Here is a 26,843-nt window from a genome sequence, read left to right as displayed (position 1 = left end):
AATCCGGATGGCCAAGAACAAGACCCGCGTCGCGAGGAAGAAGAAGACCTGGAACGAGATGTCGCCATCGTCCAAGGCCGGCACTATCCTGGTGGGCATCGCCCAGGTGTCGCTGCTGGTGGCAGCACAGCGGGACATCTCCAAGCGGCCGGCCTCCCTCGTCAACGGGCCCAAGGCCGCCTGGCGCGCCGCATCCTTCATCAACTTCATCGGTCCGATGGGGTACTTCATCTTTGGCCGCAAGCGGGGGACCGGAGCGCCGTAGCGCAACCCCGGGTCACAGCCGCGCGCGGGCTCCGGGCAAAGTGGTGCAGGGACGCTTGGAGCGGCCGCCCAGCTTGACCCTGTAAATTTGAGTCCATGACCCCCGCCTCCACTGCTGCCATGACCCGCGCCCTCGGCATCTCACGGGAGATCGAAGATGCGGCGTGGTTCGTGCTGGCACCAGGGCTGCTGGGCAGGCCCTCCGCCCTGGACGGCCGGACCCTGACCTGGACGTCGGAGGCTGCGGGACAGCTCCTGGAGAGGCTGGAACGGGGGACGCCGGACCCCAAGGCGCCCATGATGACCAACCTTCGCCAGAACCTCGAGGGCGCCTCCCGGGAGGCGAAGCTGCTGGCCGTGGAACTGCTCTTCCTGCAGTCCCTGCCCCTTGCCCACGAGGTGAAGTCGCTGAAGGTCAAGCGTGCCCGTGTTGCAGAGGCTGCTTCCTGGCTTGAGCCTCCGCTTGAGCTGCCCGAGGAGCTGTACCAGGGCATGACGGACCACGGCGTCATCCGAGACCGGACCGCGGAATTCAACTGGACCATCTGGGACCACCTGAAATGGCTGTGCCGGTTTGTGCAGCACGTGGACCAGCATCCTCCCACAGTCATTTCAGCAGCACTGCAGGACCCGCTGAAATTCCACCGGCTGGTGGCCGCCACCCCCGGCGATCAGCCCGCCATCCGCCGCAGCATCGAGTTCCTTGCCTGGCCCAGCTACTTCGAGCCGGTGGTGGCTGATGTGGAACGCCAGGAAATCCGGGATGCCTTCGCCTCACTGGTGGGCGGCGCCAAGGGTGACAGCGAAGAGGACATCACCGCGGACATCCACCGAATCCGGCTGCACCTGGACGAGCAGGCCGGCCAGCGCATTGACTGGTACGCGCGGCAGCTCGTCAGCCAATGGCGGAAAGTGGGCGACCCGGGGCACCGGGCCTGGCTTCTGCGGACCCACGGCGACAACACGGAACTGCTGACCACCTGGCAGACCGGGGAGAAGGTGACGCTCGACGTCGAACACCTCCGCCTGCTGGACCCGGGCGTGACGGCCGGCCTGGTGCAGCATGCCGTGGACGAGGACTACAAGCATCTCGGGTACGTGGAGCGTGAGGACACCAAGACGGCGGTTTTTGCCTTCCTCACTGTCATGAAGCCCGGCGACCTGGTGCTGTACCAGCACGCCGGCACGGTCCGCCTGGGAGGGGTGCTGGGCGAACCGGACTACAACGATGACAACCGGCGGCTGCGCCGCAAGGTTCGCTGGTTCGATGAAGGACACGCCACCGCCAGCCTGCCGAGGCATGTCCAGCGGCAGCTTGCCACCGCCGGCATCGTTGTGGACGTGACCCGCGTGCTGCAGGCACTGCAGGCCCTGCTTCCTCCGGAGGCGGAAACCGAGCCCGACGGCGACGCTGAAGCGGCCGCCGTCGTACCTCCCGTCCAGGAAGGCTTCCGCCCGCTGACGCGCGAGTTCGCTGACTCGCTGCACATGGACCTGGAGCCGCTGCAGGAGATCGCAGACCTGCTGGAGGAAAACCGGCAGCTGGTCCTCTATGGCCCGCCCGGCACCGGCAAGACCTTTCTGGCCAAGCACCTCGCCGCGGAACTGGCGGATGACACCACTGACGAGCGCGTCAAGCTGGTGCAGTTCCACCCGTCCTACGCCTACGAGGATTTCTTCGAGGGCTACCGGCCTGACAAGACGGATGACGGACAGGTGTCCTTCAAGCTGGTGGCCGGGCCGCTGCGGCGGCTCGCGGAGGAAGCCGCGAAGCCGGGCAACGAGAAGAAGCCGTACTTCCTCATCATCGACGAGATGAACCGCGCCAACCTGGCCAAGGTGTTCGGCGAGCTGTACTTCCTGCTCGAGTACCGGGACGACCGGATCTACCTGCAGTACAGCCCCAACGAACCGTTCACCCTGCCGGACAACCTCTACATCATCGGCACCATGAACACCGCGGACCGCTCCATTGCCATGATGGACGCAGCCATCCGGCGCCGGTTCTCCTTTATTGAACTGCACCCGCAAACTGAACCGGTGAAGGGCTCGCTGCTGCGGTTCCTGCAGGCCCGCCAGCTGGACACCACTCCCGCACTGCTGCTGGACGCGCTGAACAGTGCCATGGACGAATGGGACCGGGACCTGATGATCGGCCCGTCCTACTTCATGAAACCGGCGGCCCAGACGCCGGCCGGCCTGCGCCGGATCTGGAAATACGAGCTGATGCCGCTTTTGGAGGAGCACTACCACGGCCAGCTGACCCGGGCGCAGCTGGAGGAGCGCTTCGGCCTGGACCAGCTGCTGGGACGCCTTGCAGGCCGCTGACCCCGGAGCCCCTGTCCGGCACCTGGTGCTGGATGAGCTGTCCCGGGGGATCGTGGAGCGGCTCGATCCGGTCAGCGCCTCTTTCCTGAGCTCCAGCGGCCTGGCCAAGGCGTCGCCCATGGGCATGGGCCTTTACCGAATTGAGGCCGTGGGCAAGGTGGGCTCGGTCCGTACGGCCACAGTGCAGCTTGATGTCCGTCCCAAGGATCGGCTGGGGCTCAGCCGACTGCTGTTCCTGCTCAGCTACGCGGGGGAGCAGGGTTTCCGGGCCGACACCGTGGCCGCCGTGGAGGACCGTGAGCTGTGGAGTGCCCTGGCCGAGTCGCTGGCCCAGCTGGCCGAGCGGGCCCTTGGCCGCGGCGTGCTGCAGGGCTACCTCACCGTGGACGAGTCATTGCGGACGGTGAAGGGGCGGATCAGGATCTCCGACCAAATCTCCCGGCGCCCGGGCATGCTGGTGCCGCTCGAGGTTTCCTATGACGAGTTCAGTGAGGACATCGCCGAGAACCGGATCCTGCGCGCGGCGCTGGAGCGGATGGCGCAGGTGCCGCGGGTGCGCCCGGAGGTGCTGGGCCGGCTGCGTCAGCTCAAGGGAAAGCTCGACGGCGTCACGCGCCTACCAGCCGGAGCTCCCCTGCCGCCGTGGATGGCCACCCGGATGAACGTCCGCTACCACGCCGTGCTGCGCCTGGCGGAGCTGATCCTGCGCAACGCCTCGGCTGAGGCCGGCAAGGGCCCGCAGCAGACAGCCTCCTTCGTAGTGGACATGGCGCAGGTCTTCGAAGACTTCGTGGGTGCCGCCCTGCGGGAAGCGATGACAGCTTATCCGGGAGAGCTGAGGCTGCGGTACGGCGCACTCCTCAGCGAGGCCGTCCACGATGCTGACCGGCTGTCGGTGCGCCCGGACGCTGTGCATCTCCTGGGCGGGCGACCAACGGTGGTGTACAACGCAAAGTACAAGGCCGCCACGGACCAGGGCGCGTCCCTGACGGCGGACCATTACCAAATGCTGGCTCACTGCACCGCGCTGGCTGTGCCCACTGCCTGGCTCGTCTACGCGGGGTCCGGCGAGATGAAACTCCGCCGCATCCTCAACACGGATATCGACATTGTGGAGTTTCCCCTGGACCTTTCCCGGCCGCCGTCGGAAATCCTGGCGTCAGTCCGGGAACTGGCCCGGCAATCGTGGGGCGAGGTGGTCCGGCAGCATTCCGCCGGTTAGCTGGACCCACGCGTCGTCAAAGGGGCGGGTGGGGACTAGACCGGCACGCGGAACGTGAAGGTGGTCCCCTCGCCCAGGCTGCTGTCCACCGCTATTGTGCCGCCGTGGGCTTCAATGATGGCCTTGCTGATCGGCAGGCCGAGCCCCACCCCGGGGATGGCGGTCCGCCGGACGCTGCTGGAGCGGAAGAACTTGGCGAAGATTTCGGAGGAGTCTTCGGGGCTCATCCCCATGCCGGTGTCGGCCACGCGACATTCGAGGTGGCCGTCGTCCTGTTCCAGGGAGACCCTAATTTTCCCGCCGCCAGGGGAGTACTTGATGGCATTGGAGACGAGGTTGTCCAGGACCTGGGAAATGCGTGCCCCGTCCACTTGGGCCTCAAGCCGATCCGGCGTCTCCGCCTCCAGGTCGACCCCGGACGCTGCTGCCCGCGGCATGGCCGAGGAAACACTGGAGCGGACCAGCTCTGCCACGTCCACTGCTTCGGGCTTCACGATCAGCTGGCCGTTCCGGCTGGAGAGCAGATCTGAGACCAGTGTCAGGAGCCGCTCAGAGTTCCGGCGGATAATCTCCAGCATTTGGCGTTGGGACTCTTCCGGTTCGTCGGCGAGCAGGATTTCCACGTAGCCCAGGATGGAGGTCAGGGGCGTCCGGAACTCATGGGAGACGCTGGAAACGAAGTCGTCCTTGGCCGCCAGCGCGTTAACCAGGTCTGTCACATCGCTGAAGGCGATGACGGAACCGATGGCCGTACCATCGGGGTCTTTCATGGCCCGCGCAGTGGTGACAAAAGCGCGCTGCCCGCTGCCGACGCCCAACCAGACCAGGTCGTCGGTGAAAGTTTCCCCCAGCACGGCACGCCGGACCGGGCGCTCCTCAACCGGAACCAGCGTTTTCCGGTCCGGCCCGAAGACCAGCAACTCGGCTTCGGTCGGGTCCGCAATATCCTTGGGCCGCGCCAGTTCGTGGTTGATCCGCTGCTTCCGGTTCATGAGGACGTCGTGCCCGTTGCCGTCCACGGCCAGGACGCCCAGATGGACGGTGTCCAGGACTGTATTCAGCAACGCCTCCTGGCGCTGACTGGTGCGCAGGTTCGCCTGGAGCTGGGCGTCCTTTTCCTCCAGCGCCCGTTGCTGGCGCATCATGCTGAGCGTCAGCACGCTCACGGATACTCCGATGCCGAGCATGATCACCGGCAAGAGCAGGGCACGCGTGAACTCCTGGATGGTGGAAGCACCCTTAAGCAACAGGGGCACCCAGATGATGGCCAGCGGCCCCAGGAAGGACATCGACAAGGCTGCCCGCGGGTAGTATCCGGACGCGCACATCCAGATCACCGGGAACACGGAAAGCAGGCCGAGGGTTGTCAGGCTTTCCTGTCCGCCCTCCCTCGCGAAGCCGATGGAGACGAAGTCCAGCAGCGGGATCACCAAAAAGCTCGTATACGGCAGCTTCTCCCACGGCACCAGGTAGCAGAGGGCCATCAAGGCGAGCTGCGAGACGAGGAAGGTGACGAACAGCGGGTTGTCCATGGTTTCGCGGAAGAACGCCCAGACGAGGAAGGCGGTCAGGAGCGTGGTCACGAACAGCGGCATCTGGCTCAGCACCACGCGTTGCGTCAGCGTGTACTCGTGGAAGGGCCGCCGAAAAAACTTCAGCCGGCCCGCAGACCACGCTATGGGGTCAGTCATGGCGTGGAGTCTTGTGCGAGCAGGGTGTGCGGGCCATACCAGCAGGATATCGGCAGCCAGCTATACTTCTGACGTTGGCTGCTGAGGGGGCGCTATGAGTGATGCACGAGTGGGACTTGTCATTGAGGATGACCACGACATCCGGGAACTGGTACGCACGGTGCTGTCCCAGGCCGGTTTCGATGTCAGCGTTGCCAGCAGCGGCGCGGAAGGCGTCCTGGCCGCCAAGAACATCAACCCTGATGTCATCACCCTGGACCTTGGCCTGCCGGACATTGACGGCTTTGAGGTTTCCCGACAGATCCGCGAATTCTCCGACGCCTACATCGTGATGCTCACCGCGCGTACCGAGGAACTGGACACCCTGATCGGTCTGGAGTCAGGGGCGGACGACTACCTCACCAAACCCTTCAGGCCCCGGGAGCTCCGGGCCCGGATCGCCGCAATGATGCGCCGTCCGCGTTCCGTCAGTGATCCCACCGAGGTCCCGGCCGCAGACACCCACGCGGACGGGGGAGCCAGCTCTCCCGAACGGGGAAACTTCAGCCACAACGGCCTCGAGTTGAGCTACGCCTCCCGGACCGTGGCTGTTGACGGCAAGGAAATGAACCTCACCCGCACGGAGTTCGAGCTCCTGCACGCCCTCCTTGAGGCCGGGCGGACCGTACGGACCAAATCGGACCTGGTGCGCCGGCTGCGGGACGAGGACTACGACGTCGGAAGCTACATCAGCGAGGCCGACGAACGGTCCGTCGAGGTGCACATGGGAAACCTGCGCAAGAAGCTGGGCGACTCGCCTCAGAAGCCGCGCTGGCTCCAGACTGTCCGCGGAGTGGGCTACCGTTTGGCGCCGGAAGAGCACTGAGACTGCAGGCGGTGCATGGTCTGCCGGCTGCACTGGTGGATCGGCCGGAGGAACTCGGCAGCAAGCTGCGGCAGGACAACGGTTACGTTTGCCCGCCCGGACCCGGTACGGATCTCGCCCTCCAAGTCCATGGCGAGGCTGGCCAGGCGTTCGGCGCCCACCATCTGGCTGGAGGTTTTCAGGCTCAGGACAGCATCCACTGCGCCCTCCAGGTCTCCGGTGGTCAGCGCCAGGCGCAGGCGCCCGATCCGGTGCGGCAGATATTCGATGAAGTTCCCCACGAAGAGCCGGCAGTACCCCTCGTCCTCCTCCAGTTCTTCCCGCAGCCTGTTGAGGACTGACTGGTCAACCAGGGGCCGGGGGGCATGATCTGCGGCGCTCAATCTCGGTCCTCTCGGCGCTGGCTGTCCATAGCTGGACGGACAGTTATGTGGGGCATCAGGTTCACATCAGGTTAGGTGCGATGCCCTTGCTCAAAGAGGCCCGGAGAGGAAGATTGTGGTTTTCTTGATGAGACTGCGGGTTTCGCTGCTGCCGGATGATGCGCGTCGGTGCCGTGAGCACGTCAGTGGCCGGCCTCCAGGAACTGCACCAGCTCATCTTCCAACGCAGAGCTGTCCTTAAGCTCGCATTCCCATACCGTCAGCACGTCCCAACCGGCGTCCTCGAGCAGGCGGCGCTGGCTGGCGTCGCGTTCACGGGTCCGGGTTCGTTTAGCGGCCCAAAAGTCGGCGTTGGCCTGAGGCGCATGCTGGCCAACACGGCAGTCGTGGAAATGCCAGAAGCAGCCGTTGACGAAGATGACCTTGCGGCGGGCGGCGAAGACCAGATCCGGATTTCCCGGGAGCCGGGTACCGCCGGACCTGCCGTGCAGGCGGTACCGGTAGCCCCTGGCATGAAGCAGCCGCCGCACCAGCAACTCGGGCTTGGTGTTCTTGCCCCGGATGCGGGACATGTTCCAGCTGCGCTGCTCCGGGGTGAGCTTGTCCGCCATGCCTCCAGTCTAGGAGGGCGCTAGATGGCCCGTTCCGGCTGCTGCCCGCACTGGAAGTGCCGGCCGCTGACGCGGGAAGAAGCTGCACGCCGTTTCCAGGTTGTGGTTGTAGCGGTGGACTCCCGAGCTGGCCAGTTGGTCCACCTGCCGCTGGGTGAGCATGCCCAGAGAGCGGGCGATGTTGATGTCGACCTTTTTATTAATGCGGTCGATGGCGAACTTGATGATCAGGCAGGCGGAGGACCTCCACCAACTGGCTTCTGAGAGGCCAGCCCCTTGCTCCAGCACCTGGCGCTGGGCTGTCTCGAGGACGGGGTACTGCTGAAGCTCCTGCTGTCCTGCCATGGCCGTCCTTTTTTTGTGGCTGATATGTCCTTTTGACCGCCATTGCATGGAGGAATGACTTTTTGTAGAAGGGCAACAATGCGCTGATGCCGCATTTGTTTACATATGCAGTCAAGGCTTAACGCCTTCGAAACATCGTCGTGACCGGCGTGTCGATCTTGCTGGATAGCGTCACAGCAGATCCCTCAGAAATGAAAGTGACGCCCTATGAGCAAGGACAACGAGACAACCCAACTGCTGGAGCCAGCGGCACCGCCAGGCGCCGCCGTCGTCGGAAACCCTCCGGCGGCCACCAGTGCGGGCAACGCCGCAGCGCTTAGCGCCACCAAGGAAAGCCTGGAGGATTACACGCTCCGGTTTGCGCCGCGCTCGTACCGGAAGTGGAGCGCCGGCGTGGTGGCCACCAGCGCGCTGGGCGGCATCGCCTACCTGGCCGATTTTTCCATCGGTGCCAACATCGGCATCTCCTACGGCACCGTCAACGCCATCTTCGGCATCCTCGTGGCGGCAGTCATCATCTTCGCCACCGGCTTCCCGCTGGCCTACTACGCGGCCCGGTACAACATCGATCTGGACCTGATCACCCGCGGCTCAGGCTTCGGCTACTACGGCTCGGTGGTCACGAACGTCATCTTTGCGACGTTCACGTTCATCTTCTTCGCCCTGGAAGGCTCCATCATGGCCCAGGGCCTTGAAGTCGGCCTGGGAATCCCGCAGTGGCTGGGCTACGCCGCCTCCACCGTGATCATCATTCCGCTGGTGATCTACGGGATGAACACCCTCGCCAAACTGCAGGTTTGGACCACCCCGCTGTGGCTGCTGCTGATGGTGGTCCCGGTGGGTTACCTGCTGGTTTCGCACCCCGAGAGCATCAGCACCTTTTTCGCCTACACGGGGGAATCGGGCGACGGCGGGCCCAACCTCGCATCCGTGATGCTCGCTGCGGGAGTGTGCCTGTCCCTGATGGCGCAGATTGCGGAGCAGATCGACTACCTGCGGTTCATGCCGCCGCGAACCGAGGCGAACAAGGGTGCGTGGTGGCGGGCGGTGATCCTGGCGGGACCGGGGTGGGTGATCTTTGGTGCGATCAAGCAGATCGTGGGTCTGTTCATTGCCATCTACCTGATTGCGACGCTGGATCCTGCGGCTTCCGCCACTGCCAACGAGCCGGTGCACCAGTTCCTGGGTGTCTACCGCGAGATGATGCCCGCGTGGCTGGCGATGACGCTGGCGGTGGTGCTGGTGGTCATTTCGCAGATCAAGATCAACGTCACCAACGCCTACTCCGGCTCGCTCGCGTGGACCAACTCGTTCACGCGCATCACCAAGACCTATCCGGGACGCATGGTGTTCGTGGTGGTCAACCTGGCCATCGCCCTGGTCCTGATGGAAGCCAACATGTTCGACTTCCTCAACACCATCCTGGGCTTTTACGCCAACTGCGCCATGGCCTGGGTGGTGACGGTCGCGTCCGACATCGCCATCAACAAGTACCTGCTGAAAATTTCCCCCAAGGTTCCCGAGTTCCGCCGCGGCATGCTGTACGCGGTTAACCCGGTGGGCTTTGTCTCGATGCTCGCTTCCGCTGGGATTTCCATCGCGGTTTTCTTCGGTGCCTTTGGGTCTACCATCCAGCCGTACTCGCCGATCTTTGCTGTGGGCCTGGCGTTGGTCCTTCCGCCGCTGCTCGCCGTGCTGACCCGCGGCCGGTACTACCTGCGGCGGACGGACGACGGCATCGACCTTCCGATGTTCGACGCCGACGGAAACCCCAGCGACGCCAAGCTCCTGTGCCATGTGACCGGGATTGAGTTCGAGCGTCCGGACATGCTCCGTTCGGCAAAGGACGCTCCCGACGGCGGCCCGCAGTATGTCTCGTCGCTCGCCTTGTCGACGGACAAGACGGGGGAATTGGTGTTGCCGGCGCAAAAGTGAATGCACCCTTATCAGCGGGTCATAGGGGAAGCCGGGGCAATAGGAGCGCCGGCTTCCCTTATGGCTTTTTCTTTGAGTTTCCCCGGTGGTACATGCGTGGCGGGGCGGCTGTGGATAAGTTTGATCGCCAAGTTGTGACGTGGGCTACCCTTAAGTCACTGTCCGGAGCTTGCCGTCTTGAAACTACTACTGGGGGAATAGCGGCCCATGACATCACAAAAGGTCTCTAGTTTTTCTCGCGAGCGTTTTTCTGACCGGCCTTACCGGGCGGCAGCCCTGCTGATTCTTGCGGGACTGGCACTTGCGGGCTGTGCAGGCGGCGCACCGGCAGATCCAGGTACAGCATCCTCGGCGGCTGCGGAATCACCCAGCCCGTCGCCAAGCAGCCCTTCACCGACGCCGACACCCAGCGCTGTTTACAAGCCGGCGGACGCATCCGGCCCCGCCCAAAACGTCCCGGTCCCCGTGCTGCCGGAAGTGGCAAAGACGGAGACGAAGGAGGGGCTTGAGGCGTTCGCGAAGTATTGGTTCCAGCTCCTCAGCTATGGATACGAAACTGGTGAGGTCGGTCTGTTTGAGGGTGTTGAGCCGCGGTCATGCGGCGCTTGCCAAAAGGTCAAAGAAGTCATTGTAAATTGGCATTCTGAAGGGCGCTGGCTGGTAGGCGGTAAGCTCACGACACCGGTTGTAGATACGACCTTCGTGAAGGACCAGCAAGGCCAGTACAAAGTTGCGGTTCAAGTTCACCAAGAGCCTTTGTCTTATATGCGAGCCGATGGGAGCACGGCACGGACGGATCCGCAGGCGCCCGACCAAGGGAACCTACTTTTGGTTGCTTACGAGAACGACAGATGGGTCGTCACCGAACTCGGAAGCATTGTTGGCTAACTGTGGATAACAAACGCCTGCTCACTATCATCCTTGCAGCAGCCGTGGCGTTAAATTTGCAAGCTTTTCCGGTACTGGCGAGCGAAAATGATGACCCGGAATTCGGTGGCGAATGGAATCCTGGACTCCAACTCAATGGATACATCTGGGATTCAGTAGCAAAGGATTTCATTAGAGCTGATCCCAGCATGCCGAGCACCGACCCGAATGAGTACAAATACGAGCTCCAGTGCCATCTCGGCGGGGGAGACTTCGATACGCCCTGTCTCACCAGGCAGCTCGAGTGCAAGGACGGGCCCGACGGTGAAGATGGTATCCCAGTCACTTGGCTCTCGCGGCCGAGAGGTGTCCCCGGCGCTGTCTGGGCGCACCACTCCGGCCCCACCTGCCTTTATGACGCGAAGCCTGAGGACCTGCTGCCCCGAATCGCGGCGGAGATCCAGCGCCAGTTCCAAAGTCTGCCGGTCAACCCGGGAACGGTTGCGGCGCAGCCGAGCCCGCACACCCTGAGGGGTGCCGAAACCAACTTTTACGCCGAGGCCGGCGAGCAGCAGTTCGACGTCACCATGTTCGGCCAACAGGTACACATCGTCGCCACACCTGTCCAGTACACCTGGAACTACGGCGACGGCACGGTTTTCGGTCCGCAGCCCTCGATGGGTGGGCCGCTTCCGCAGGACCGCTGGGGCGAGAAGACCAGGACCAGCCACGCCTACGGAACCACCGGTGACTACCAGGTGGTGCTGACCACCACCTTCCAGGGAACGTACTCGGTCAACGCAGGCCCGCCGCTGCCGATCCCCGGGCAGGGACAGTTCAGCGCGCCTCCGCAGACCATCAGCGTGTGGCGATCGCTCACGCGCAACTACGCTGATGACTGCAACGCCAACACCCAAGGCCAAGGCTGTCCGGGCGCCCCACGGTAGCTGGGGCACCGGCAACAGGGACGCCAGGAAGCGGTTGTGATCCCTATCGCAACAGGAATAGTTGCAGGTGATTGCCGGTTGCCCAAGGCAGTACGTCTTCACCTTCGAAAGGAACCGCGCATGCTGTTTTCCCCCCTCACCCTCGGCGAACTTGAGCTTCCGAACCGCCTGGTGATGGCACCGCTGACGAGGCTACGTGCAGGCGAGGAAGGAATCCCGGGACCCCTCGTCGTCGAGCATTACCGCCAGCGTGCATCCCTGGGACTCATCGTCAGCGAAGGAACGTACCCCAGCCCTGCCGGCCGCTCCTACCCCGGCCAGCCGGGCATCGTCACCGTGGAGCAGGTGGCCGGGTGGAAGAAGGTCACCGACGCTGTTCACGCCGAAGGCGGGCGGATGTTCGCACAGATCATGCACGGCGGCCGGGTATCGCACCCCCAAATCACCGGCGGCCTCGAGCTGGTGGCTCCCAGCGCGGTCGCCATCGACGGCGTGGTCCGTACTCCGTCAGGAAAGCTGCCCTACCCGGTCCCGCACGCCCTCACCACAGACGAGCTGCCCATGGTCATGCAGGAGATTGTCAACGGGTCGCTGAACGCGATCGAAGCCGGCTTCGACGGCGTCGAACTCCATGCGGCCAACGGGTACCTGCTGCATGAGTTCCTGGCACCAAACTCCAACATCCGCACCGACAGCTACGGCGGCTCCCCGGAGAACCGCGCCCGGTTTGTCATCGAGACAATCAACGCAGTGGTGGCAGCAGTTGGCGCCAACCGCGTAGGTATCCGCATCTCTCCCGAACACAATGTCCAGGGCATCGCCGAAACCGATGCCGCTGACGTCCGCGCCACCTACGAAGTACTGGTGAACAGCATCGCCCCGCTCAATCTGGCGTACCTGAGCATCCTGCACCACGAGCCCTCCGGCGATCTGGTCCAAGACCTTCGCGCGCGCTTCGACGGGACCTTCCTGGTTAACACGGGCTTCGGCGTCGTCACCACCCGGGAAGAAGCTGTGAACCTCGTGGCCGATGGACTTGCCGACGCCGTCGTAGTGGGCCGTCCCGCCATCGCCAACCCGGACCTCGCCCGGCGCTGGAAGGAAAGCCTTCCCCTGAACGAGCCGGACGCGTCCACGTTCTATGCCGAAGGCGCCACGGGCTACACGGACTACCCCGCCTACCAGAACTAAGGCAGCGTAAGCACATACAAACGACGACGGCGGCACCTGCTTGGGTGCCGCCGTCGTTTGCTGCGCGGTGTCATCTCGGCAACAGGTGCCGAAGGCCATCCGACGACCTTCAGCTCACGTTCTGAAATTTGGCCCGCCGGTTCTCGGGGAAGCCGGCGGTGATCAGATGCTACTCCAGCGAATTGCCTTTCACTAGGCCTTTGCGGCGCCACTTTTTTCTGCCTGCCAGGCCGCTACATCAACGCCTCACGCCCGGTTCCTTCCGTCATCACCAGCTTGCCGTCCACAATTGATACCAGCACGCTCTTCGGCTTGCCGCTCACCTTGGTGATTGCCTTCAGGCCCCGGTTAGTCACCTCCACGCCCACGTGTGCGCCCTTTGCCGGCAGCTCCACCGACACCTCGTTGGCAATGCCGAGAATCGGGTTTGTGGACACCCCGAGGTCCCGCCGGGCCTGCTTGCCGTTGACCGTCACGGTAATGTTGGCTTCCTCGAACCCCTCCTGAAAGACGATAAGCAATTCCTGCATGGTTGCCTCTTCCTCGAGCACTGGGCGCCTGTGACGGCATCTCAACTACAGCACTTTGCCGGCCGGAGCGGAATACCCTTGCCGGCGGTGGAGCCGGGCAACGCGGTAGGGCAAAATGTTCTGGTGAACCAACTGCCGCACGCCCCTTCCGCTCCATCCGTTTCCGTGAGCCCGGACGATGCCATCTATACGCAGATCGCTGCGGAGCTGGGCGTCAAGGCCTGGCAGGTGAAAGCAGCCGTTGAACTGCTCGACGGCGGATCCACCGTTCCTTTTATCGCCCGCTACCGCAAGGAAGCCACCGGGACGCTGGACGATGGGCAGCTCCGTGAGCTCGACGAGCGCCTCCGCTACCTCCGGGAGCTGGCCGACCGCCGTCGTGCTGTCCTCGACGCCATCGAGGCGCAGGGCCTGCTGACTCCCGAGCTGAAAAAGGCTGTCCTCGCCGCGGACACCAAGTCCCGGCTGGAGGACATTTACCTGCCCTTCAAGTCCAAGCGCCGGACCAAGGCGCAGATCGCACGCGAAGCCGGGCTTGAGCCATTGGCCGATGCCTTGCTTAAGCGGCCGGAGCTGCATCCGGAACGTGAAGCCGCGAAGTACCTCAACTCCGGGCACGCCATCGCTGATCCAGCCGCCGCGCTCGCGGGCGCACGGGCCATCCTGGTTGAGCGCGCTGCCCAGGACCCCGATCTGGCAACAACCCTGCGCGAGCGACTGTGGACCCAGGGCCGCATGGTGTCACGTGTGAAAAAGGGAAAGGAAGGCGACGGACAGAAGTTCGCTGACTACTTTGAGTTCGCCCAGGCGCCGGCAGGGATGCCTTCCCACCGTGTGCTCGCGCTGCTGCGCGGGGAGAAGGACGGCGTCCTCGAGCTCGATCTGGCTGAAGCAGATCCCACGGACGACGACGCCCTTGCCGCCGCCCGTTCACGCTACGAGTCGGCGGTGGCCAGGTGTCTCGGGGCTGCCGACCGCGGACGTCCCGCTGATGCATGGTTGATGGAGACGGTCCGGCTGGCATGGCGGTCCCGCGTGTTGGCCAGGCTGACGGCCGACCTGCGCGGCAGGATGTTTGCGGCCGCCGAGGACGAGGCCGTCCGCGTCTTTGCAGCCAACCTGCGTGATGTGCTGCTCGCCGCTCCGGCCGGAAACCGTGCCACACTCGGCCTTGACCCTGGACTCCGTACCGGCGTCAAAGTGGCAGTGGTGGACGGCACCGGCAAGGTGATGGCCACCGATACTGTCTACCCGCACGCGCCCGCCCGGAAATGGGACGAGGCGCTGGCGACGCTGGAGCGCCTGGCGCGGAAGCACGCCGTCGAACTTGTCGCCATAGGAAACGGAACCGCTTCACGGGAGACGGACAAGCTCGCCGCTGAGCTGATCAAGCGGCTGCCGGAGGTGGACCGCAAGCCGCAGAAGCTGGTCGTTTCCGAGGCCGGGGCGTCCGTGTACTCCGCTTCCGCCCTGGCTGCCGCCGAACTGCCCGGAATGGACGTTGCCCTGCGCGGAGCAGTGTCGATCGCCCGGCGGCTGCAGGACCCGCTCGCTGAGCTGGTGAAGATCGATCCGAAGTCCATTGGCGTGGGCCAGTACCAGCATGACGTCACGGCCTCGAAACTGGACCGCAGCCTGGACGCGGTGGTGGAGGACTGCGTGAACGCGGTGGGCGTGGATGTGAACACCGCCTCGCCCGCGCTGCTCAGCCGTGTGGCCGGCGTCGGACCCTTGCTGAGCGAAAACATTGTGGCGTACCGAAACGAACATGGCCCCTTTGCCAGGCGGGCGGACCTGAAGAAGGTGCCCCGGCTTGGCGCCAAGGCTTTTGAGCAGTGCGCCGGCTTCCTCCGGATCACCGGGGGAGCGGAGCCGCTGGATGCGTCGAGTGTCCACCCCGAGTCCTACGCCATGGCCCGGAAGATCCTGGTTGCTGCCGGTTCGGCGCCCGCTTCCTCGCTGGACCCGCGTGACTTCGTGAATGAGACCTTCGGGCTGCCCACCGTCACGGACATTTTGTCGGAACTCGACAAACCGGGCCGGGACCCGCGTCCGGCGTTTGTAGCGGCAGCGTTTTCTGAGGGAATTGAGAAGATCTCGGACCTCAAACCCGGGATGGTGCTGGAGGGTACGGTGACCAACGTTGCCGCCTTCGGTGCGTTTGTGGACGTGGGCGTCCACCAGGATGGTTTGGTCCACGTCTCGGCCATGGCAAACCGGTTCGTCTCCGATCCCCGGGAAGTGGTGAAGTCAGGCCAGGTGGTGCGCGTCAAGGTGCTGGAGGCGGACCCGGACCGGAAGCGGATTTCGCTGACGCTTCGGCTCGACGACGATGCCTCCGAGGGGCCCTCCGCCAGGTCCTCCGCCCGGCCGTCAGCGGGGAATGTGGGAGCCGGTGCCAGCAAGGGCCGGCCTGGTGGCCGGCCGCAGAACGGCGACAGGGAGCGGGGCAGGAGCCAGGAACCGTCCGGACGCCAGGAGGCGAAGACAACGGGAGGTAGGACTTCGGGTGGCCGTCCGGCGGACCGGAGTCCTGGTGCAAAGCCGGCTCCTGTGAACACGGCCATGGCGGAGGCGTTACGGAAGGCCGGCTTGGGTAAGTAGTCTGGCGGCGGAGGGCTCAGGCGAGCGAGAGCACAAACGCCAGGACGAATCCTCCCGCAGTGCTGAGTGCCACGGCGGGGCCGCCGTGCTCGTAGGCTTCCGGCATCAGGGTGTCCGCCAGGGATGCGATCACGGCACCGGCTGCAAATGCGAGCGGTACAGAGATGGCTTCCGGGTCGGTGCCGGACAGCGGCCCTGCGCCGATGACGACGGCGATGACCAGCAGGGCCGCGCATCCGAGCCAGAGTCCAACAATGCTGCCTGTTGAACGTCCTTGGCTCCGCATTGAAGCCGATCCCACCAAAGCCTCCGGGAAGTTCGAGACGAAGATCGCAGCAAGCAGTGCCAGACCTCCTGTTCCTTCGCCCAACGAGATACCCAGGGCAAGATTCTCGGGCACGCCGTCAAGGGTGACGGCGGCCAGCAAGGCCAGCCCGGCGGCTCCGCGTGTAGATGCCGTGGTGGCGCGTTTGTCGCTGGCCGCTGCATCGGTATCGAGCTTGGCGCTGCCCTGGAAGTCATCCGCTGCTTTAGCCTGCTTTTGCTCGCCTGCCTGTGCCCACCGGTCCAAAAAGGCGCTGAGTACTGTGAAGACTACTGCTCCGGCCATCAGGCCGATTGCGGCCCGAATAATACCGCCGTGTTCGTAGGCGTCCTCGAAAAGTTCAAAAGCCAGGGCGGTCATGAGGGAACCGGCTGCAAAGGCGAGCAGCATCGCCAGAAGGCGCTTGGGAAGTTCGAACCGGACGCCGATGATGGCACCCAGGACCAGTGCGCTGGATGCTATGACGCCAAACCAGAGCGACATCATCATCCCGCAAGTATAGGAGCGGCGGGTTGACGTGGGAATACGCTGTTTTCGCAGCCCGTGGCGTCTACCGGTTTTTCGGGGCCAACTTTCCGCTTCCATGGGTTTCTGGAAGGGTGGGCTCATGACTTATTTCCTGGAGTACACGATTCCCGCTGCGTCCGACGATGCTGAGTTTGAGTTTCCCCATGATGAGATCAATGCAGGCACCACCATTCCGCTTTCCGAAACTGACGCGGAGATCGTCCACACGCCCGAACTTCCGGCGCGGACGGGAATCATCGGCGCCACGGTGCCGGAAGCAAAGCTGGAAGCGGAGCAGCTGATCGCCCACAGCCGCGCATCGGAGGGTTCCCTCTACTTTGACCCTTCCAATTCACTGCAAGCAGGAGTGGGAACCCTGGTGGCTACGTTCAGCGAAGGCCGTGGCTGGCAGGACGCCTAAGTGGCCAGCTGACGGCCGGGGCTGCTGACCAGTCTTGGCCGTCCGAACTGGGTCCGCACTCCGGGCGAGTACAGCACCGATTCAGGCGGCCCGCTGGCGCTGATCCCCGCGGACGCCACCAGATCATCCTCCAACTGGTGCAGCTTGGCGGAGCGCAGCAGCCACGGTTGATGGGTGTTTGGCATGTAGATGCTGCGTCCCCTGAATGTCCCGTGCATTCCAAACCGCGCCGTGAGGAAGACCGAGAGCGGGTCGTCGACTGTGGCACCCGACTGGGGAATGACGGCGAAGCTGCTCCTTGCTCCCTGTCTGAAACGCCTGACCGAGTAGCCGATCGTTTCATCCTTTGCAGAGTCCGGCATGGGCTGCTGGGAATAGTCGATCCGCGACCACACGTAGGGAACTTCTGCTGCCCGGGCGGCCAGGACGACGGGGAGCCGGTTCGCGTCCAAGCTGAGGAAAACCACGCCCCTGGTTCCGTTGGGTTCGCGTGAGTAGAGGCGCACGTTGACCTCGTGGAAGCGGCCCAGGTAAGGGATTCCTGGGCCGCGCCCAATTCCGGCATTCTTCATGCGGAAACCTATAAGTCCCACCCACGAACTGCCGTCGAAGACGTCGGGCTGTACTCCGGGCGGCAGGAAACCCGCCGCTAGATTTTCCGCGATGCGCCAGTGCAGGAAGATGGCGTCGGTCCAGCGCTGGTCGAACATGGCGGGCGCCGGCAGTTCAGGCGGATCAGGCCAGATGGCTGCTGCCTGCTGGTGCTTATCTCCCTGTGAGGCCTCCACGTATGAAGCCTAATGGAGGACCTCCCATTCAGTCGGCTGCCGCCACGGCAGACCCGGACTGGGGAGTTTCCTTCTGCCACGGCCAGCGCCCGGTAATTTCGAGCTCGAGGGAAAAGCTGAGGAACGTCCGGATAAGCACGATGATGGCCAGAACCCCGACGCTTTCGAACGTCGGCGTGACGGCAACGGTGCGGATGATGTCGGCGGCGACCAGCAATTCAAGACCCAGGAGTATCGACCTGCCCAGCAACTGCCGGTAGGAGCGGTAGAGGGTCAGCTTCTCCGCGCCGGCGGGAAGCTTGCGTGGCTGGTGTCCGCGAAGGGCCAGGGGAATGGAGACGAGGGCGCCGATGACCATGACGGCGACCCCCACAAAGTCAACAAATTCTCCGACCGTTTCAATGATGTGCCGAAAATCCATGTTTTATGCCTTCCCCGGGAGAGTGGAGGTCCAAACGGCCAGCCTAAACGCTGACGCGTGGATGCCGCCGTCTCCTAGGGATGCCGTACTCCGTTGCCGGTAAGGATGTCCCGGTACCCTTCCCGAAAAGAAGGGAACGCAAACTCAAATCCGGTGCCGCGCAGAAGCTGGTTCCGGCACCGTTTGTTGCCGCCCCGGGCTGGACCGGCATCCCCCACTGGGGGTTCCGGGAGGCCCATCTCAGCGGCAAGGAAACGCAGCACGGTGCCAAGGTCGGCGGGGTCGTTGTCCACACCAATGTAGGTCGGGGCCGGTGTTGACGGCATGCCGGCCAGATGGACAATGGCGGCGGCTGCGTCGTCACGGTGGATACGGTTGGTGTACCGGGGATCTTCAGGGATGACGGCGGTGCCTCCGCGTACCTGGTCTATCAACCGGGTCCTGCCGGGCCCATAGATGCCACCCAGCCGCAGGGATGTCGCTGTGGTGGCCGTTCCGTTGAACCGGTCCTGAAGGAGTTGTTCGGCCTCCACCAGGATCCGCCCGGAGAATCCGCCGGGAGCTGGCGAGGTGTGTTCGTCCACCCAACCGCCCTCTGCATCCCCGTATACAGCCGTGGAAGAGACGAAGAGCACCCGCCGGGGCACGACGCCGTCGCGCGCCAGGGCATCGAGAACATGGGTCAGGCCGTCCACATAAGCCGCGTGGTAGGCCTCCTCCGACGGCGAGTCGGCAGCTACGGCTATAACGACGGCGGTGGTGTCAGCCGGCACCGGCGGCAGGTTGGGTGCGCGCAGGTCCGCCGCCACGCCTTCGATGCCTGTCGGCAGTTTCGCAGGTGACCGGCGCCAGCCCACCACGTGATGGCCCAGCGCGTTGAACCGTAGTCCGGCTTCGGTCCCGAGATCGCCGCACCCGGCTAAGAGGATGGTCATGGTTTACGGGGCCTCGACCGGGAAGAATACCCGCGGGTCCTGCAGGAGGGCCGGGTAGGCAAACGCAGACCGGTCGATGATTTCCGTGACAGTGAAGTTTCGGCCGAACCTGCCGTCCGCCAGGGTGATGGGTCGGCCGACCACCTGTCCCACTACAAACTTTTCTCCATGCTCGAACGGGACGGCCAGGGGCGTCTTGCCCGGAAGTGTGGAGAAGGCTTCCTCCTGGGCCAGGCGCTTGCGGGTTGGCTTCTTCACCTGCTGCTTAAGCGGCGCCTTTCGCGGCTGCCTGGACGGGCGGCGTGAGCTGTCCTCAAGGTAGACGGGGGAGTAGTCGTCGTCGCCGGCGAGGGAAGCAGCAGCGCTGCGGCTCACAGGCGGCAGTGCCACGGTGTCCAGTGTCTGCGGATCGATGTCGCCGTGCGGGGAACGCAGGATCCACAAAATGTCACCCTCGGGTTCCTGCGGCAGGAACTCGTGCCTGGGTTCCGGCCAGACGTAGTCCATGTCCGGCACTGCGTCCGGGAAAACAGAACCATAGAACTTGGGTTCCTTGCGGAGCAGCTTGGAGCGGTGGCTCAGGTGGAATTCAGGATCTCCCAGCCAGGGCGGCATGGGAATTTTCGCCGCATAGTCGGGGTGGGCGGCCTGCGGCGCAAACTCCATGATGTTGGCGCGCGTGCTGTCCGGGTGTCCCCGCTTGGTCCATTCATCAACCATCGCCAGCCCGTACATAGTGAGGGCCGGCACGTAGCCCATCCACATACGGATCGCCGGGTGGGTCTGCCATCCGTAGCCGGGGATCACCAGGGCGCGCAGCGTCTGCAGCGCCTCTACCCGCTGCTTGCCCAGCCTGGCAGTGTCCAGGGCGGCGGCGCTTTGCCGGAAGTCGGGGTACGGAAGGAAAGTTTGCATCCATTCAGTCTGACGGCACCTGACGGATGTGCCAATTGCAGTGCCGCAGACCACTCGCCCTGACCGCCGCGGACGGGGCCGTTGTTCACATAGTGGACTCATGCATACGCAGATGACCTTGACCCACTAAGATCACCGCAACCACCCCCGCGTTTTGGAAGCCCTCTCATGACATCTACACCTGAAGAAACCACCGGAACCACCCCCGCGAGCAAGCCCCGTTACGGCCAGATGCTGAGTCCGGAAGCAAAGGGCATCCTGGTCCTTGATGAGTTCACCATCGATCCCGCCGCCGCCCGCAAGGAGCAGCACCGCTTCCGCGACGGCATGGCCGCCGTGGCCCGGACGATGCGCCGCATTGCGGCCCTCCGCGTGGTGATCGCACTCGTGGCGATCGGGAACCTGCCGCTGTTCCTGCTCTCCAGCGGCTGGTGGATTTACGGCGTTTCGCTCACCTTGGTGGTGGCAGTACACGCCTCCGTCACGTGGTTGAACCGCCACGAGCCGCGGCTCAAGCAGCGTTCGGCCCTGGAACTGCACTTGCACCGCGAACGCAGCGCCAACTACCGCAAGGTCCGGGACGCGGTGAAGTACATGATCGACACCCCAGCCCGGATGAACGAACACCTTTACCTGGAACTGCTTGCGGTCAAGCGGGTCGCACTGAATCTGACCCACGGCACTGTCGCCCTGCTAGATACCAGTGACGAGTCCGCGTGGCGGGTTCGGATCGTGCGGGAGCTTCCCGCCGCCCGCTAACTGCCCCGCCCGCAGCGGCCACAGTGGCGGGCAGGGCTGCACCAGTAATTGAAGAACGACGCCGGCACATCCCTTCTGGGGCTGTGCCGGCGTCGTTTGTGGTCAACGGAATTTGTCTATCGCCGACCTGTTATGGACCCCTGAAGGGGGCGACACTGTCCTCGTTACCAGGCGGGAAGCTGGAGGACCTGTCCCTCGAACACGAGGTTGGGATCGGAGATGGTGTCCAGGTTGGCGTCGGCAAGGTGCTGCCAGCCGCCCTGAATGCCCAGCTTCTCGGCGACGATGCTCAGGGTGTCACCGGCCTGCAGGGTGTACGTCTCACCGCTCAAGGCAACCGCTGTGACGTGCTTGGCGGCAGGCGCCTGGGTGACCGGCGCGGGGGGCTGAAGCGGTGCAGCCTGGACCGGTGCAGCCTGGACAGGTGCGGCCTGGACCGGAACGTTCTGGACCGGTGCGGTCTGCACGGCGCCGCTAGCGCCTCCGCTCAGGCCCAACTGGGCGGAACAGGACGGCCACGCGCCCCATCCCTGCGCAGCCTGGACCTGCTCGGCCACGGCAATCTGCTGCTCGCGGCTGGCGTCAGCGGCCGAACCGGTGCCACCATAAGCAGCCCAGGTGCTGGGACTGAACTGCAGGCCGCCGGCGTAGCCGTTGCCGGTGTTGATTGCCCAGTTGCCGCCGCTCTCGCACTGCGCAAGGGCGTCCCAGGTGGAGGTGCTGGTGGTTGCGTTCGCTGCCGTGGCGGAGAGGGCCAGGCCCGCCGCGGAGATGGCAGCTACGGTGACTCCGCGGCGCGCGGCAGTACGGAATTTGGTGTTGTTCATGATAGATGCTCCTGAAGGCCACCTGCGCTGGTTCCGTCCCCGGAGATCATCGCGCCACTGCCCGCCCCCGACGAATAGAGGTCAATTTCGGTGGCTGCCTGCTGGGCAGTTGTGGTGAAGGCAGCACCGGGCATGCATTGGCCCGCCAGCAGCGGGCATGGGTTTCACGCTAGGACATCAGGGCGTCGTTATCAAATCGAGATCTATCTGGGTGTTTGCTGGTGATTCCCTCGGAGGGCTGCGGACAGGTAGGGGGCGGTGCGGCTTGTGGGAGATGTGGCGACTGCGGCAGGTGTACCGGCTGCCATAATCCGGCCCCCTTTGTCTCCTCCGGAGGGGCCGAGATCGATGACCCAGTCGGCGGCGGCAACCACGGCCATCTCATGCTCAACAACCACCACCGAGTTTCCGGCGTCCACCAGGCCGTGGAGCTGCGCCATCAGCAGCTGTACATCCGCCGGGTGCAGGCCGGTGGTGGGTTCATCAAGCAGGTATAGGGTGTGGCCGCGCTGTGCGCGTTGCAGCTCGGTAGCCAGCTTGATTCGCTGCGCCTCCCCGCCTGAGAGCTCGGTGGCCGGCTGCCCGAGGCGCAGGTAGCCAAGGCCAACATCCTGCAGGCTCCTAAGGCTTCGTGCCGCGGCCGGGACGTGGGCCAAGAAACCTGCGGCGGCATTGACGGTCATCGCCAGGACCTCAGCGATGCTCTTGCCCCGGTACTCCACCTCAAGGGTCTCCGGGTTGTAGCGGGACCCCCTGCACTCAGGGCACGGGCCGTAGCTGCCGGGCAGGAAGAGCAGTTCGACGGCGACGAAGCCCTCGCCCTGGCAGGTTTCGCAGCGCCCGCCCGCCACATTGAAGGAAAACCTTCCGGCGGCGAAACCGCGCACTTTGGCCTGCTCCGTTGCCGCGAAGACTTTCCGGACGGCGTCGAAGAGGCCGGTGTACGTTGCGAGGTTGGAACGGGGAGTCCGGCCGATGGGTTTCTGGTCCACGGTCACCAGCCGATCGATCCGGTGGTTGCCCATAACGGACCCCAGCGACAGGGCGGCCGCGGGTTCATCCGGCTCAGCAACAGGCAGCTGAAGGCCTGCCCCCACCACCTCACCGAGGACCTTGCCCACAAGCGTGGACTTTCCCGAGCCCGAAACACCTGTGACGGCAGTCAGCACACCCAAGGGAAAACGGGCATCCAGCCCGCGCAGGTTGTGCCGCCTGATGCCGTTCAATTCCAACCAGTCCTCCGGCGCCCTGAGGGGGCTGGTTCCGGCACCGGTATCGGTGGCCCGTCCGCCGTCGTCGAACAGGAACGGCCGGGTGACTGATGCCTCTATCCCGGCCAGGCCCTCAACGGGTCCGCTGTACAGCACCTTCCCGCCGCCTTCGCCGGCGTGCGGTCCCACGTCCACCAGCCAGTCGGCCCGGCGCACCACGTCCATGTTGTGCTCCACCACGAACACGGAGTTGCCGGACGCCTTCAACTGCTCCAGCACCTCCAGCAGGGGCTCCGCATCGGCCGGATGAAGCCCCGCAGACGGCTCATCCAGGACGTAGATGACACCGAACAGGCCCGAACGCAGCTGGGTGGCGATCCGGAGCCGCTGCATTTCGCCCGGCGACAGGGTGGGGGTGGCCCGCCCCAGGGCCAGGTAGCCGAGCCCGAGGTCCAGCAGCACTGTGATGCGCTGGAGCAGGTCCCGGGTGATAGCCACCGCCACTTCGTTCACTTCCCCGGAAAGCTGCGTGCGCGAGGCCACCGCGGCTTCGTTCAACTCGGCAGTGGGACGGATGATTTCCGCCAGCTCCACCATGGGCAGCCGGTTAAGGTCTGCAATGGTCCTGCCTGCGAAGGTGACAGCCAACGCCGCCGGCGTCAGTCCGGTACCCAGACAGCGCGGGCAGGGGCCGGATTCCATGTAGGCGAGCACGCGTTCCCGCATGGTGGCGCTCTGCGAATCCGCCAGGGTATGCAGGACGTAGCTCCTGGCGCTCCAGAACCGCCCCTTGTACGGCTTGGCCACACGGTCGCGCTGGGGAGTTATCTCCACGACCGGATGTTCCTCCGTAAAAAGGATCCAGTCCCGGTGTTTTTTCGGCAGCTTGCGCCACGGGACGTCAACGTCGTAGCCCAGGTGGGTGAGGATGTCCCGCAGGTTCTTCCCCTGCCAGGCGCCGGGCCAGGCAGCGATGGCCCCGTCCCGGATGGACAGGGACGGGTCCGGGACCAGCGATGATTCCGTCACGGTATGGGCGGAGCCCAGGCCGTGGCAGTCGCGGCAGGCGCCGGCGGCAGTATTGGGCGAGAAGGCGTCCGAATCAAGTTGCGTGCTGTCGGCGGGGTAGGTTCCGGCGCGGGAGAAAAGCATGCGCAGGGAGTTGGACAGCGTGGTGACAGTACCCACCGTGGAACGGCTGCTGGGAGCGCCCCTGCGCTGTTGAAGGGCGACGGCGGGCGGCAGCCCGCTGATCAGTTCCACCTTGGGATTGTGGCCCTGCTGGATGAGGCGGCGGGCGTACGGTGCCACTGATTCAAAGTACCGTCGCTGAGCCTCTGCATAGATGGTGCCGAACGCCAGGGACGACTTGCCCGATCCTGAGACGCCGGTGAAGGCGACGATTGCATCACGGGGGACATCCACATTCACGTTGCGAAGATTGTTTTCCCGCGCGCCCCGGACCCGGACAAAACCGTAGTTTGTCGAGGGGAAAGCCGGGTCCTGCAGGTTATCAGCGTGCTTGGCGTTCTGCATTGGGTCGACTCTAGTGGTGATTCCGCTGTCGGGCATTATCCTGACCCGATGGAGAACTTTGTGGGCGGCACTGCCGAGCCTGAAACAGAACCGGACGCAGTTCGTGCGGAAGTGCTGGCCATTCCGCTCCCTGTGGCGGAGCTGCACCTGCACATCGAGGGGACCCTTCAGCCCGAGCTGATCTTTGCCTTGGCGGAGCGGAACGGCATCGAGCTGCCCTACGCAGGCCTGGACGAGCTGCGGGAAAGGTACGAGTTCACCGACCTGCAGTCCTTCCTCGACCTGTACTACGCGAACATGGCCGTGTTGCAGACGGAGCAGGACTTTGCCGACATGACCCGCGCCTATCTGGAACGGGCGGCAGTTGCGGGCGTGCGGCACGCCGAGATCATGATGGACCCCCAGGCACACCTCTCGCGCGGGATCCCGCTGGAAACCTGCGTCAACGGCGTGGCTTCGGTGCTGGCCACCTCACAAGAGGACTTCGGGATCTCCACCCTCCTGATCGCCGCCTTCCTCCGGGACCTGCCGGAGGAATCTGCACTTGGGGTGCTGGACGGCCTACTGGCCATGAACGCGCCGATTGCCGCGGTTGGCCTGGACTCTGCTGAGGTGGGCAATCCGCCGTCGAAGTTCGAGCGGCTTTATGACAAAGCGCGGGAAGCGGGTCTCCGGCTGACGGCGCACGCGGGCGAGGAGGGGCCGGCGTCGTACATTGTCGAAGCCCTGGACATCCTTGGGGTGGAGCGCATAGATCACGGCATCCGCTGCATGGAAGATCCGGACCTGGTGGAGCGGCTGGTGGATGCGCGCATCCCGCTCACCGTCTGCCCGCTCTCCAACGTCCGGCTCCGCGCCGTGGACACCCTCGCGGACCACCCTCTGCCCGCGATGCTGGCGGCGGGCCTCAATGTCTCCGTCAACTCTGATGACCCGGCGTACTTCGGCGGCTACGTGGATGACAACTTTGCCCAGCTTGGCATGGTGTTCGAACTCTCGGATTTCGACAAGGCCAGGCTGGCAGCCAACTCCATTCATTCATCCTTCGCTTCGGAGGAACGCAAGGCCGAACTGCTGGATGAACTGAACGGCAGGGAAGTGACGCACCCTTAGCGAAGTCCTGCCGGGCTCTCCCTCAAGCCCAAAGGTCCGGGGTACATGCCCATCCTGCAACGTGTCCCAAACAACAACCGCCCGGTCATGCCGCTAAACTGGGTGCCGCAGGCGTGTCTGGGAAGTGCGGAGCGGCACCCATGTCAGCGCTTACGGGTTGTGCAGTCAGCCCGTTTTCCCGAGACTTAAGCCTCAATTGTTGGGATGTCCGCTTCATAGTCGGTCACGACACGCAGTGTTAACCATTTCAAGTCGCGCGATTCAACCGGCAATTGGCAAGATGCCTAAGACCGATCGCTTTTTATAAAGGGGAATCATGGCCAAGTCCACCGCAGAAAACACCTTCCTCCGACTCAAGACCGTCCTGGATGTCCTGACCGAAGGTGTGTGGTCCGGTGAAACATTGAACGCCGGCCAGGTCCTTGCGGAGGCAACGGCCCGCGTGCCGTTCAACGAGCATGAGGCCGAGCTCCTCAGCGGCGGCATTCCCCGCGGCCATAAGACGCTCACCTCTGCCAGCGCCAAGCTGGTCAAGGCCGGCTGGCTGGTCAAGGGCCGCTCCGGCTGGACCATCACCGAGGAAGGCATGCGCGCCACGGTCGCCTTCCCGGACGCAGTTTCCTTCGCCACCGCCCTCGACGCCGGCGCTCCCGTCCCCGCCGAGGTTCAGGTTCCCACTGCTCCCGAAGGCTTCGTCCGCAAGACCACCGCCGTCCCCGCCCCTGCGCAGCCGGCTGAGAAGACGGAAGCCAAGAAGAGCGCCAAGAAGACTCCCGCCAAAAAAGCCGCCTCCGCGGTGGGCAAGGCAGCCAAGGCGCTCGAGGACGCCGTCGAGCCCGTTGTAAAGGCCGTCCGCAAGGGCAAGACGCCTGCCAAGACTGAGGAAGCTGCCGCACCGGTTGCTGCCGAATCCTTCGAGGGCCCGGACGTTGAGACACATCCGCAGCCTGAAGCTGTGGCTGTGGCCGGCGACTTCAACACGATCCTTGGTGCTCCCGAGAACTGGGCGCCGCAGTACGACGAAGCCCAGATGGAGTTCGACTTCCTGGACCAGCTCTGGAAGAAGAGCGCCGAACTGCCCGCCGGGCACTACACGTTCAAGATCGCCCTGAACCGTTCCTGGGATGAAAACTATGGCGCGTTCGGCACGTTCGACGGGCCCAACCACGAGCTGCACCACGCCGGCGGCACGGTGACGATCCGCTACAACCACAGCACCCGGGACATCACCATCAACTGAGTCCCGCGCCGCCTACCCAACTAGGTAGCAGTAACTGTCGTTTTGGACGCCCAAAACGACAT

At 64.4% G+C, this 26,843-nt stretch carries 24 protein-coding genes and 1 pseudogene; 13 read left to right on the top strand and 12 right to left on the bottom strand.

Annotated elements, in window-relative coordinates; all coding sequences use genetic code 11:
- The first annotated feature begins 7 nt into the window (after nucleotides 1–7).
- The 3 genes from FDW84_RS13655 to FDW84_RS13645 all read left to right on the top strand — a co-directional run bounded on the left by FDW84_RS13655 (nucleotide 8) and on the right by FDW84_RS13645 (nucleotide 3,814).
- The gene (locus FDW84_RS13655) at nucleotides 8–265 is read left to right on the top strand and encodes a PLDc N-terminal domain-containing protein (protein WP_138610076.1); all 258 of its coding nucleotides are present in this window, start codon (nucleotides 8–10) and stop codon (nucleotides 263–265) included.
- 95 nt (nucleotides 266–360) lie between these two features.
- Nucleotides 361–2,592, top strand: a complete 2,232-nt coding sequence (locus FDW84_RS13650; RefSeq protein ID WP_138610075.1) for an McrB family protein — start codon at nucleotides 361–363, stop codon at nucleotides 2,590–2,592.
- On the top strand, nucleotides 2,579–3,814 hold the full coding sequence (locus FDW84_RS13645; RefSeq protein ID WP_171046782.1) for a 5-methylcytosine restriction system specificity protein McrC: 1,236 nt from the start codon (nucleotides 2,579–2,581) through the stop codon (nucleotides 3,812–3,814). The genes FDW84_RS13650 and FDW84_RS13645 overlap by 14 nt, the downstream gene beginning before the upstream one ends.
- A gap of 35 nt (nucleotides 3,815–3,849) precedes the next feature.
- Here FDW84_RS13645 and FDW84_RS13640 read toward each other — a convergent pair whose 3' ends face one another.
- The gene (locus FDW84_RS13640; protein WP_138610074.1) at nucleotides 3,850–5,505 is read right to left on the bottom strand and encodes a sensor histidine kinase; all 1,656 of its coding nucleotides are present in this window, start codon (nucleotides 5,503–5,505) and stop codon (nucleotides 3,850–3,852) included.
- A 94-nt stretch (nucleotides 5,506–5,599) separates the two neighbouring features.
- Between FDW84_RS13640 and FDW84_RS13635 the strand changes: the two genes are divergently transcribed.
- Nucleotides 5,600–6,370 carry a response regulator transcription factor gene (locus tag FDW84_RS13635; RefSeq protein ID WP_171046781.1) on the top strand — a complete coding sequence of 257 codons (771 nt, stop codon included), beginning with the start codon at nucleotides 5,600–5,602 and terminating at the stop codon, nucleotides 6,368–6,370.
- Here FDW84_RS13635 and FDW84_RS13630 read toward each other — a convergent pair.
- The 3 genes and pseudogenes from FDW84_RS13630 to FDW84_RS13620 all read right to left on the bottom strand — a co-directional run.
- Nucleotides 6,343–6,753: an Hpt domain-containing protein gene (locus FDW84_RS13630; RefSeq protein WP_138610073.1), complete on the bottom strand. Its 411-nt coding sequence runs from the start codon at nucleotides 6,751–6,753 to the stop codon at nucleotides 6,343–6,345. The genes FDW84_RS13635 and FDW84_RS13630 overlap by 28 nt on opposite strands.
- A gap of 182 nt (nucleotides 6,754–6,935) precedes the next feature.
- Nucleotides 6,936–7,364 (bottom strand): very short patch repair endonuclease, encoded by a 429-nt coding sequence (locus FDW84_RS13625; RefSeq protein WP_138610072.1) that lies wholly within the window; start codon nucleotides 7,362–7,364, stop codon nucleotides 6,936–6,938.
- Between the two features lie 72 nt (nucleotides 7,365–7,436).
- Nucleotides 7,437–7,589 (bottom strand): annotated as a pseudogene (locus tag FDW84_RS13620) (biotin synthase BioB); the annotation flags it as partial.
- A 327-nt stretch (nucleotides 7,590–7,916) separates the two neighbouring features.
- Between FDW84_RS13620 and FDW84_RS13615 the strand changes: the two are divergent.
- The 4 genes from FDW84_RS13615 to FDW84_RS13600 all read left to right on the top strand — a co-directional run bounded on the left by FDW84_RS13615 (nucleotide 7,917) and on the right by FDW84_RS13600 (nucleotide 12,649).
- Nucleotides 7,917–9,644: a purine-cytosine permease family protein gene (locus FDW84_RS13615; RefSeq protein ID WP_138610071.1), complete on the top strand. Its 1,728-nt coding sequence runs from the start codon at nucleotides 7,917–7,919 to the stop codon at nucleotides 9,642–9,644.
- Between the two features lie 207 nt (nucleotides 9,645–9,851).
- Nucleotides 9,852–10,532, top strand: a complete 681-nt coding sequence (locus FDW84_RS13610) for a DUF6318 family protein (RefSeq protein ID WP_240721516.1) — start codon at nucleotides 9,852–9,854, stop codon at nucleotides 10,530–10,532.
- A gap of 188 nt (nucleotides 10,533–10,720) precedes the next feature.
- Nucleotides 10,721–11,458, top strand: a complete 738-nt coding sequence (locus FDW84_RS13605; protein ID WP_240721515.1) for a PKD domain-containing protein — start codon at nucleotides 10,721–10,723, stop codon at nucleotides 11,456–11,458.
- A 120-nt stretch (nucleotides 11,459–11,578) separates the two neighbouring features.
- Nucleotides 11,579–12,649, top strand: a complete 1,071-nt coding sequence (locus FDW84_RS13600; RefSeq protein ID WP_138610070.1) for an alkene reductase — start codon at nucleotides 11,579–11,581, stop codon at nucleotides 12,647–12,649.
- A gap of 233 nt (nucleotides 12,650–12,882) precedes the next feature.
- Here the strand turns inward: FDW84_RS13600 and FDW84_RS13595 are convergent, their stop codons facing one another.
- Complete coding sequence (locus FDW84_RS13595) at nucleotides 12,883–13,179, bottom strand: hypothetical protein (protein WP_240721514.1); 297 nt, start codon at nucleotides 13,177–13,179, stop codon at nucleotides 12,883–12,885.
- A 123-nt stretch (nucleotides 13,180–13,302) separates the two neighbouring features.
- Here FDW84_RS13595 and FDW84_RS13590 point away from each other — a divergent pair, with 123 nt between their 5' ends.
- Entirely contained in the window at nucleotides 13,303–15,783 is a 2,481-nt protein-coding gene (locus FDW84_RS13590) for a Tex family protein (RefSeq protein WP_138610068.1), read from the top strand.
- A 16-nt stretch (nucleotides 15,784–15,799) separates the two neighbouring features.
- Here the strand turns inward: FDW84_RS13590 and FDW84_RS13585 are convergent, their stop codons facing one another.
- The gene (locus FDW84_RS13585; RefSeq protein ID WP_138610067.1) at nucleotides 15,800–16,597 is read right to left on the bottom strand and encodes a ZIP family metal transporter; all 798 of its coding nucleotides are present in this window, start codon (nucleotides 16,595–16,597) and stop codon (nucleotides 15,800–15,802) included.
- 118 nt (nucleotides 16,598–16,715) lie between these two features.
- Here FDW84_RS13585 and FDW84_RS13580 point away from each other — a divergent pair, with 118 nt between their 5' ends.
- Nucleotides 16,716–17,036, top strand: coding sequence for a hypothetical protein (locus FDW84_RS13580; protein WP_138610066.1), 321 nt, complete (start codon nucleotides 16,716–16,718; stop codon nucleotides 17,034–17,036).
- On the opposite strand, the gene FDW84_RS13575 is transcribed toward FDW84_RS13580, so the two are convergent.
- The 4 genes from FDW84_RS13575 to FDW84_RS13560 form a co-directional block, all read right to left on the bottom strand.
- Nucleotides 17,033–17,746 (bottom strand): YqjF family protein, encoded by a 714-nt coding sequence (locus FDW84_RS13575; protein WP_138610138.1) that lies wholly within the window; start codon nucleotides 17,744–17,746, stop codon nucleotides 17,033–17,035. The genes FDW84_RS13580 and FDW84_RS13575 overlap by 4 nt on opposite strands.
- 106 nt (nucleotides 17,747–17,852) lie before the next feature.
- Complete coding sequence (locus FDW84_RS13570; protein WP_138610065.1) at nucleotides 17,853–18,245, bottom strand: DUF1622 domain-containing protein; 393 nt, start codon at nucleotides 18,243–18,245, stop codon at nucleotides 17,853–17,855.
- A gap of 74 nt (nucleotides 18,246–18,319) precedes the next feature.
- Entirely contained in the window at nucleotides 18,320–19,180 is an 861-nt protein-coding gene (locus FDW84_RS13565; protein WP_138610064.1) for an SDR family oxidoreductase, read from the bottom strand.
- A gap of 3 nt (nucleotides 19,181–19,183) precedes the next feature.
- Nucleotides 19,184–20,095 carry an MSMEG_6728 family protein gene (locus FDW84_RS13560; RefSeq protein WP_138610063.1) on the bottom strand — a complete coding sequence of 304 codons (912 nt, stop codon included), beginning with the start codon at nucleotides 20,093–20,095 and terminating at the stop codon, nucleotides 19,184–19,186.
- A 168-nt stretch (nucleotides 20,096–20,263) separates the two neighbouring features.
- Between FDW84_RS13560 and FDW84_RS13555 the strand changes: the two genes are divergently transcribed.
- Nucleotides 20,264–20,854 (top strand): hypothetical protein, encoded by a 591-nt coding sequence (locus FDW84_RS13555; RefSeq protein WP_138610062.1) that lies wholly within the window; start codon nucleotides 20,264–20,266, stop codon nucleotides 20,852–20,854.
- A 164-nt stretch (nucleotides 20,855–21,018) separates the two neighbouring features.
- Here the strand turns inward: FDW84_RS13555 and FDW84_RS13550 are convergent, their stop codons facing one another.
- The gene (locus tag FDW84_RS13550; RefSeq protein WP_138610061.1) at nucleotides 21,019–21,681 is read right to left on the bottom strand and encodes a LysM peptidoglycan-binding domain-containing protein; all 663 of its coding nucleotides are present in this window, start codon (nucleotides 21,679–21,681) and stop codon (nucleotides 21,019–21,021) included.
- Between the two features lie 203 nt (nucleotides 21,682–21,884).
- Nucleotides 21,885–24,428, bottom strand: a complete 2,544-nt coding sequence (locus FDW84_RS13545) for an excinuclease ABC subunit UvrA (protein ID WP_138610060.1) — start codon at nucleotides 24,426–24,428, stop codon at nucleotides 21,885–21,887.
- Between the two features lie 48 nt (nucleotides 24,429–24,476).
- Between FDW84_RS13545 and FDW84_RS13540 the strand changes: the two genes are divergently transcribed.
- Both FDW84_RS13540 and FDW84_RS13535 read left to right on the top strand, forming a co-directional pair.
- Nucleotides 24,477–25,541, top strand: coding sequence for an adenosine deaminase (locus tag FDW84_RS13540; RefSeq protein ID WP_171046780.1), 1,065 nt, complete (start codon nucleotides 24,477–24,479; stop codon nucleotides 25,539–25,541).
- A 316-nt stretch (nucleotides 25,542–25,857) separates the two neighbouring features.
- A complete protein-coding gene (locus FDW84_RS13535; protein ID WP_138610059.1) occupies nucleotides 25,858–26,781 on the top strand; it encodes a pullulanase X25 domain-containing protein in 924 nt (307 codons plus the stop codon).
- The last annotated feature ends 62 nt before the right edge of the window (nucleotides 26,782–26,843 follow it).

Origin of the sequence: Pseudarthrobacter sp. NamE5 (genome assembly GCF_005796225.1) — a bacterium.
GTDB lineage: Bacteria > Actinomycetota > Actinomycetes > Actinomycetales > Micrococcaceae > Arthrobacter.
Note: the sequence above shows the minus strand (reverse complement) of the source record. Positions and strands in the feature narration are given on the sequence as shown.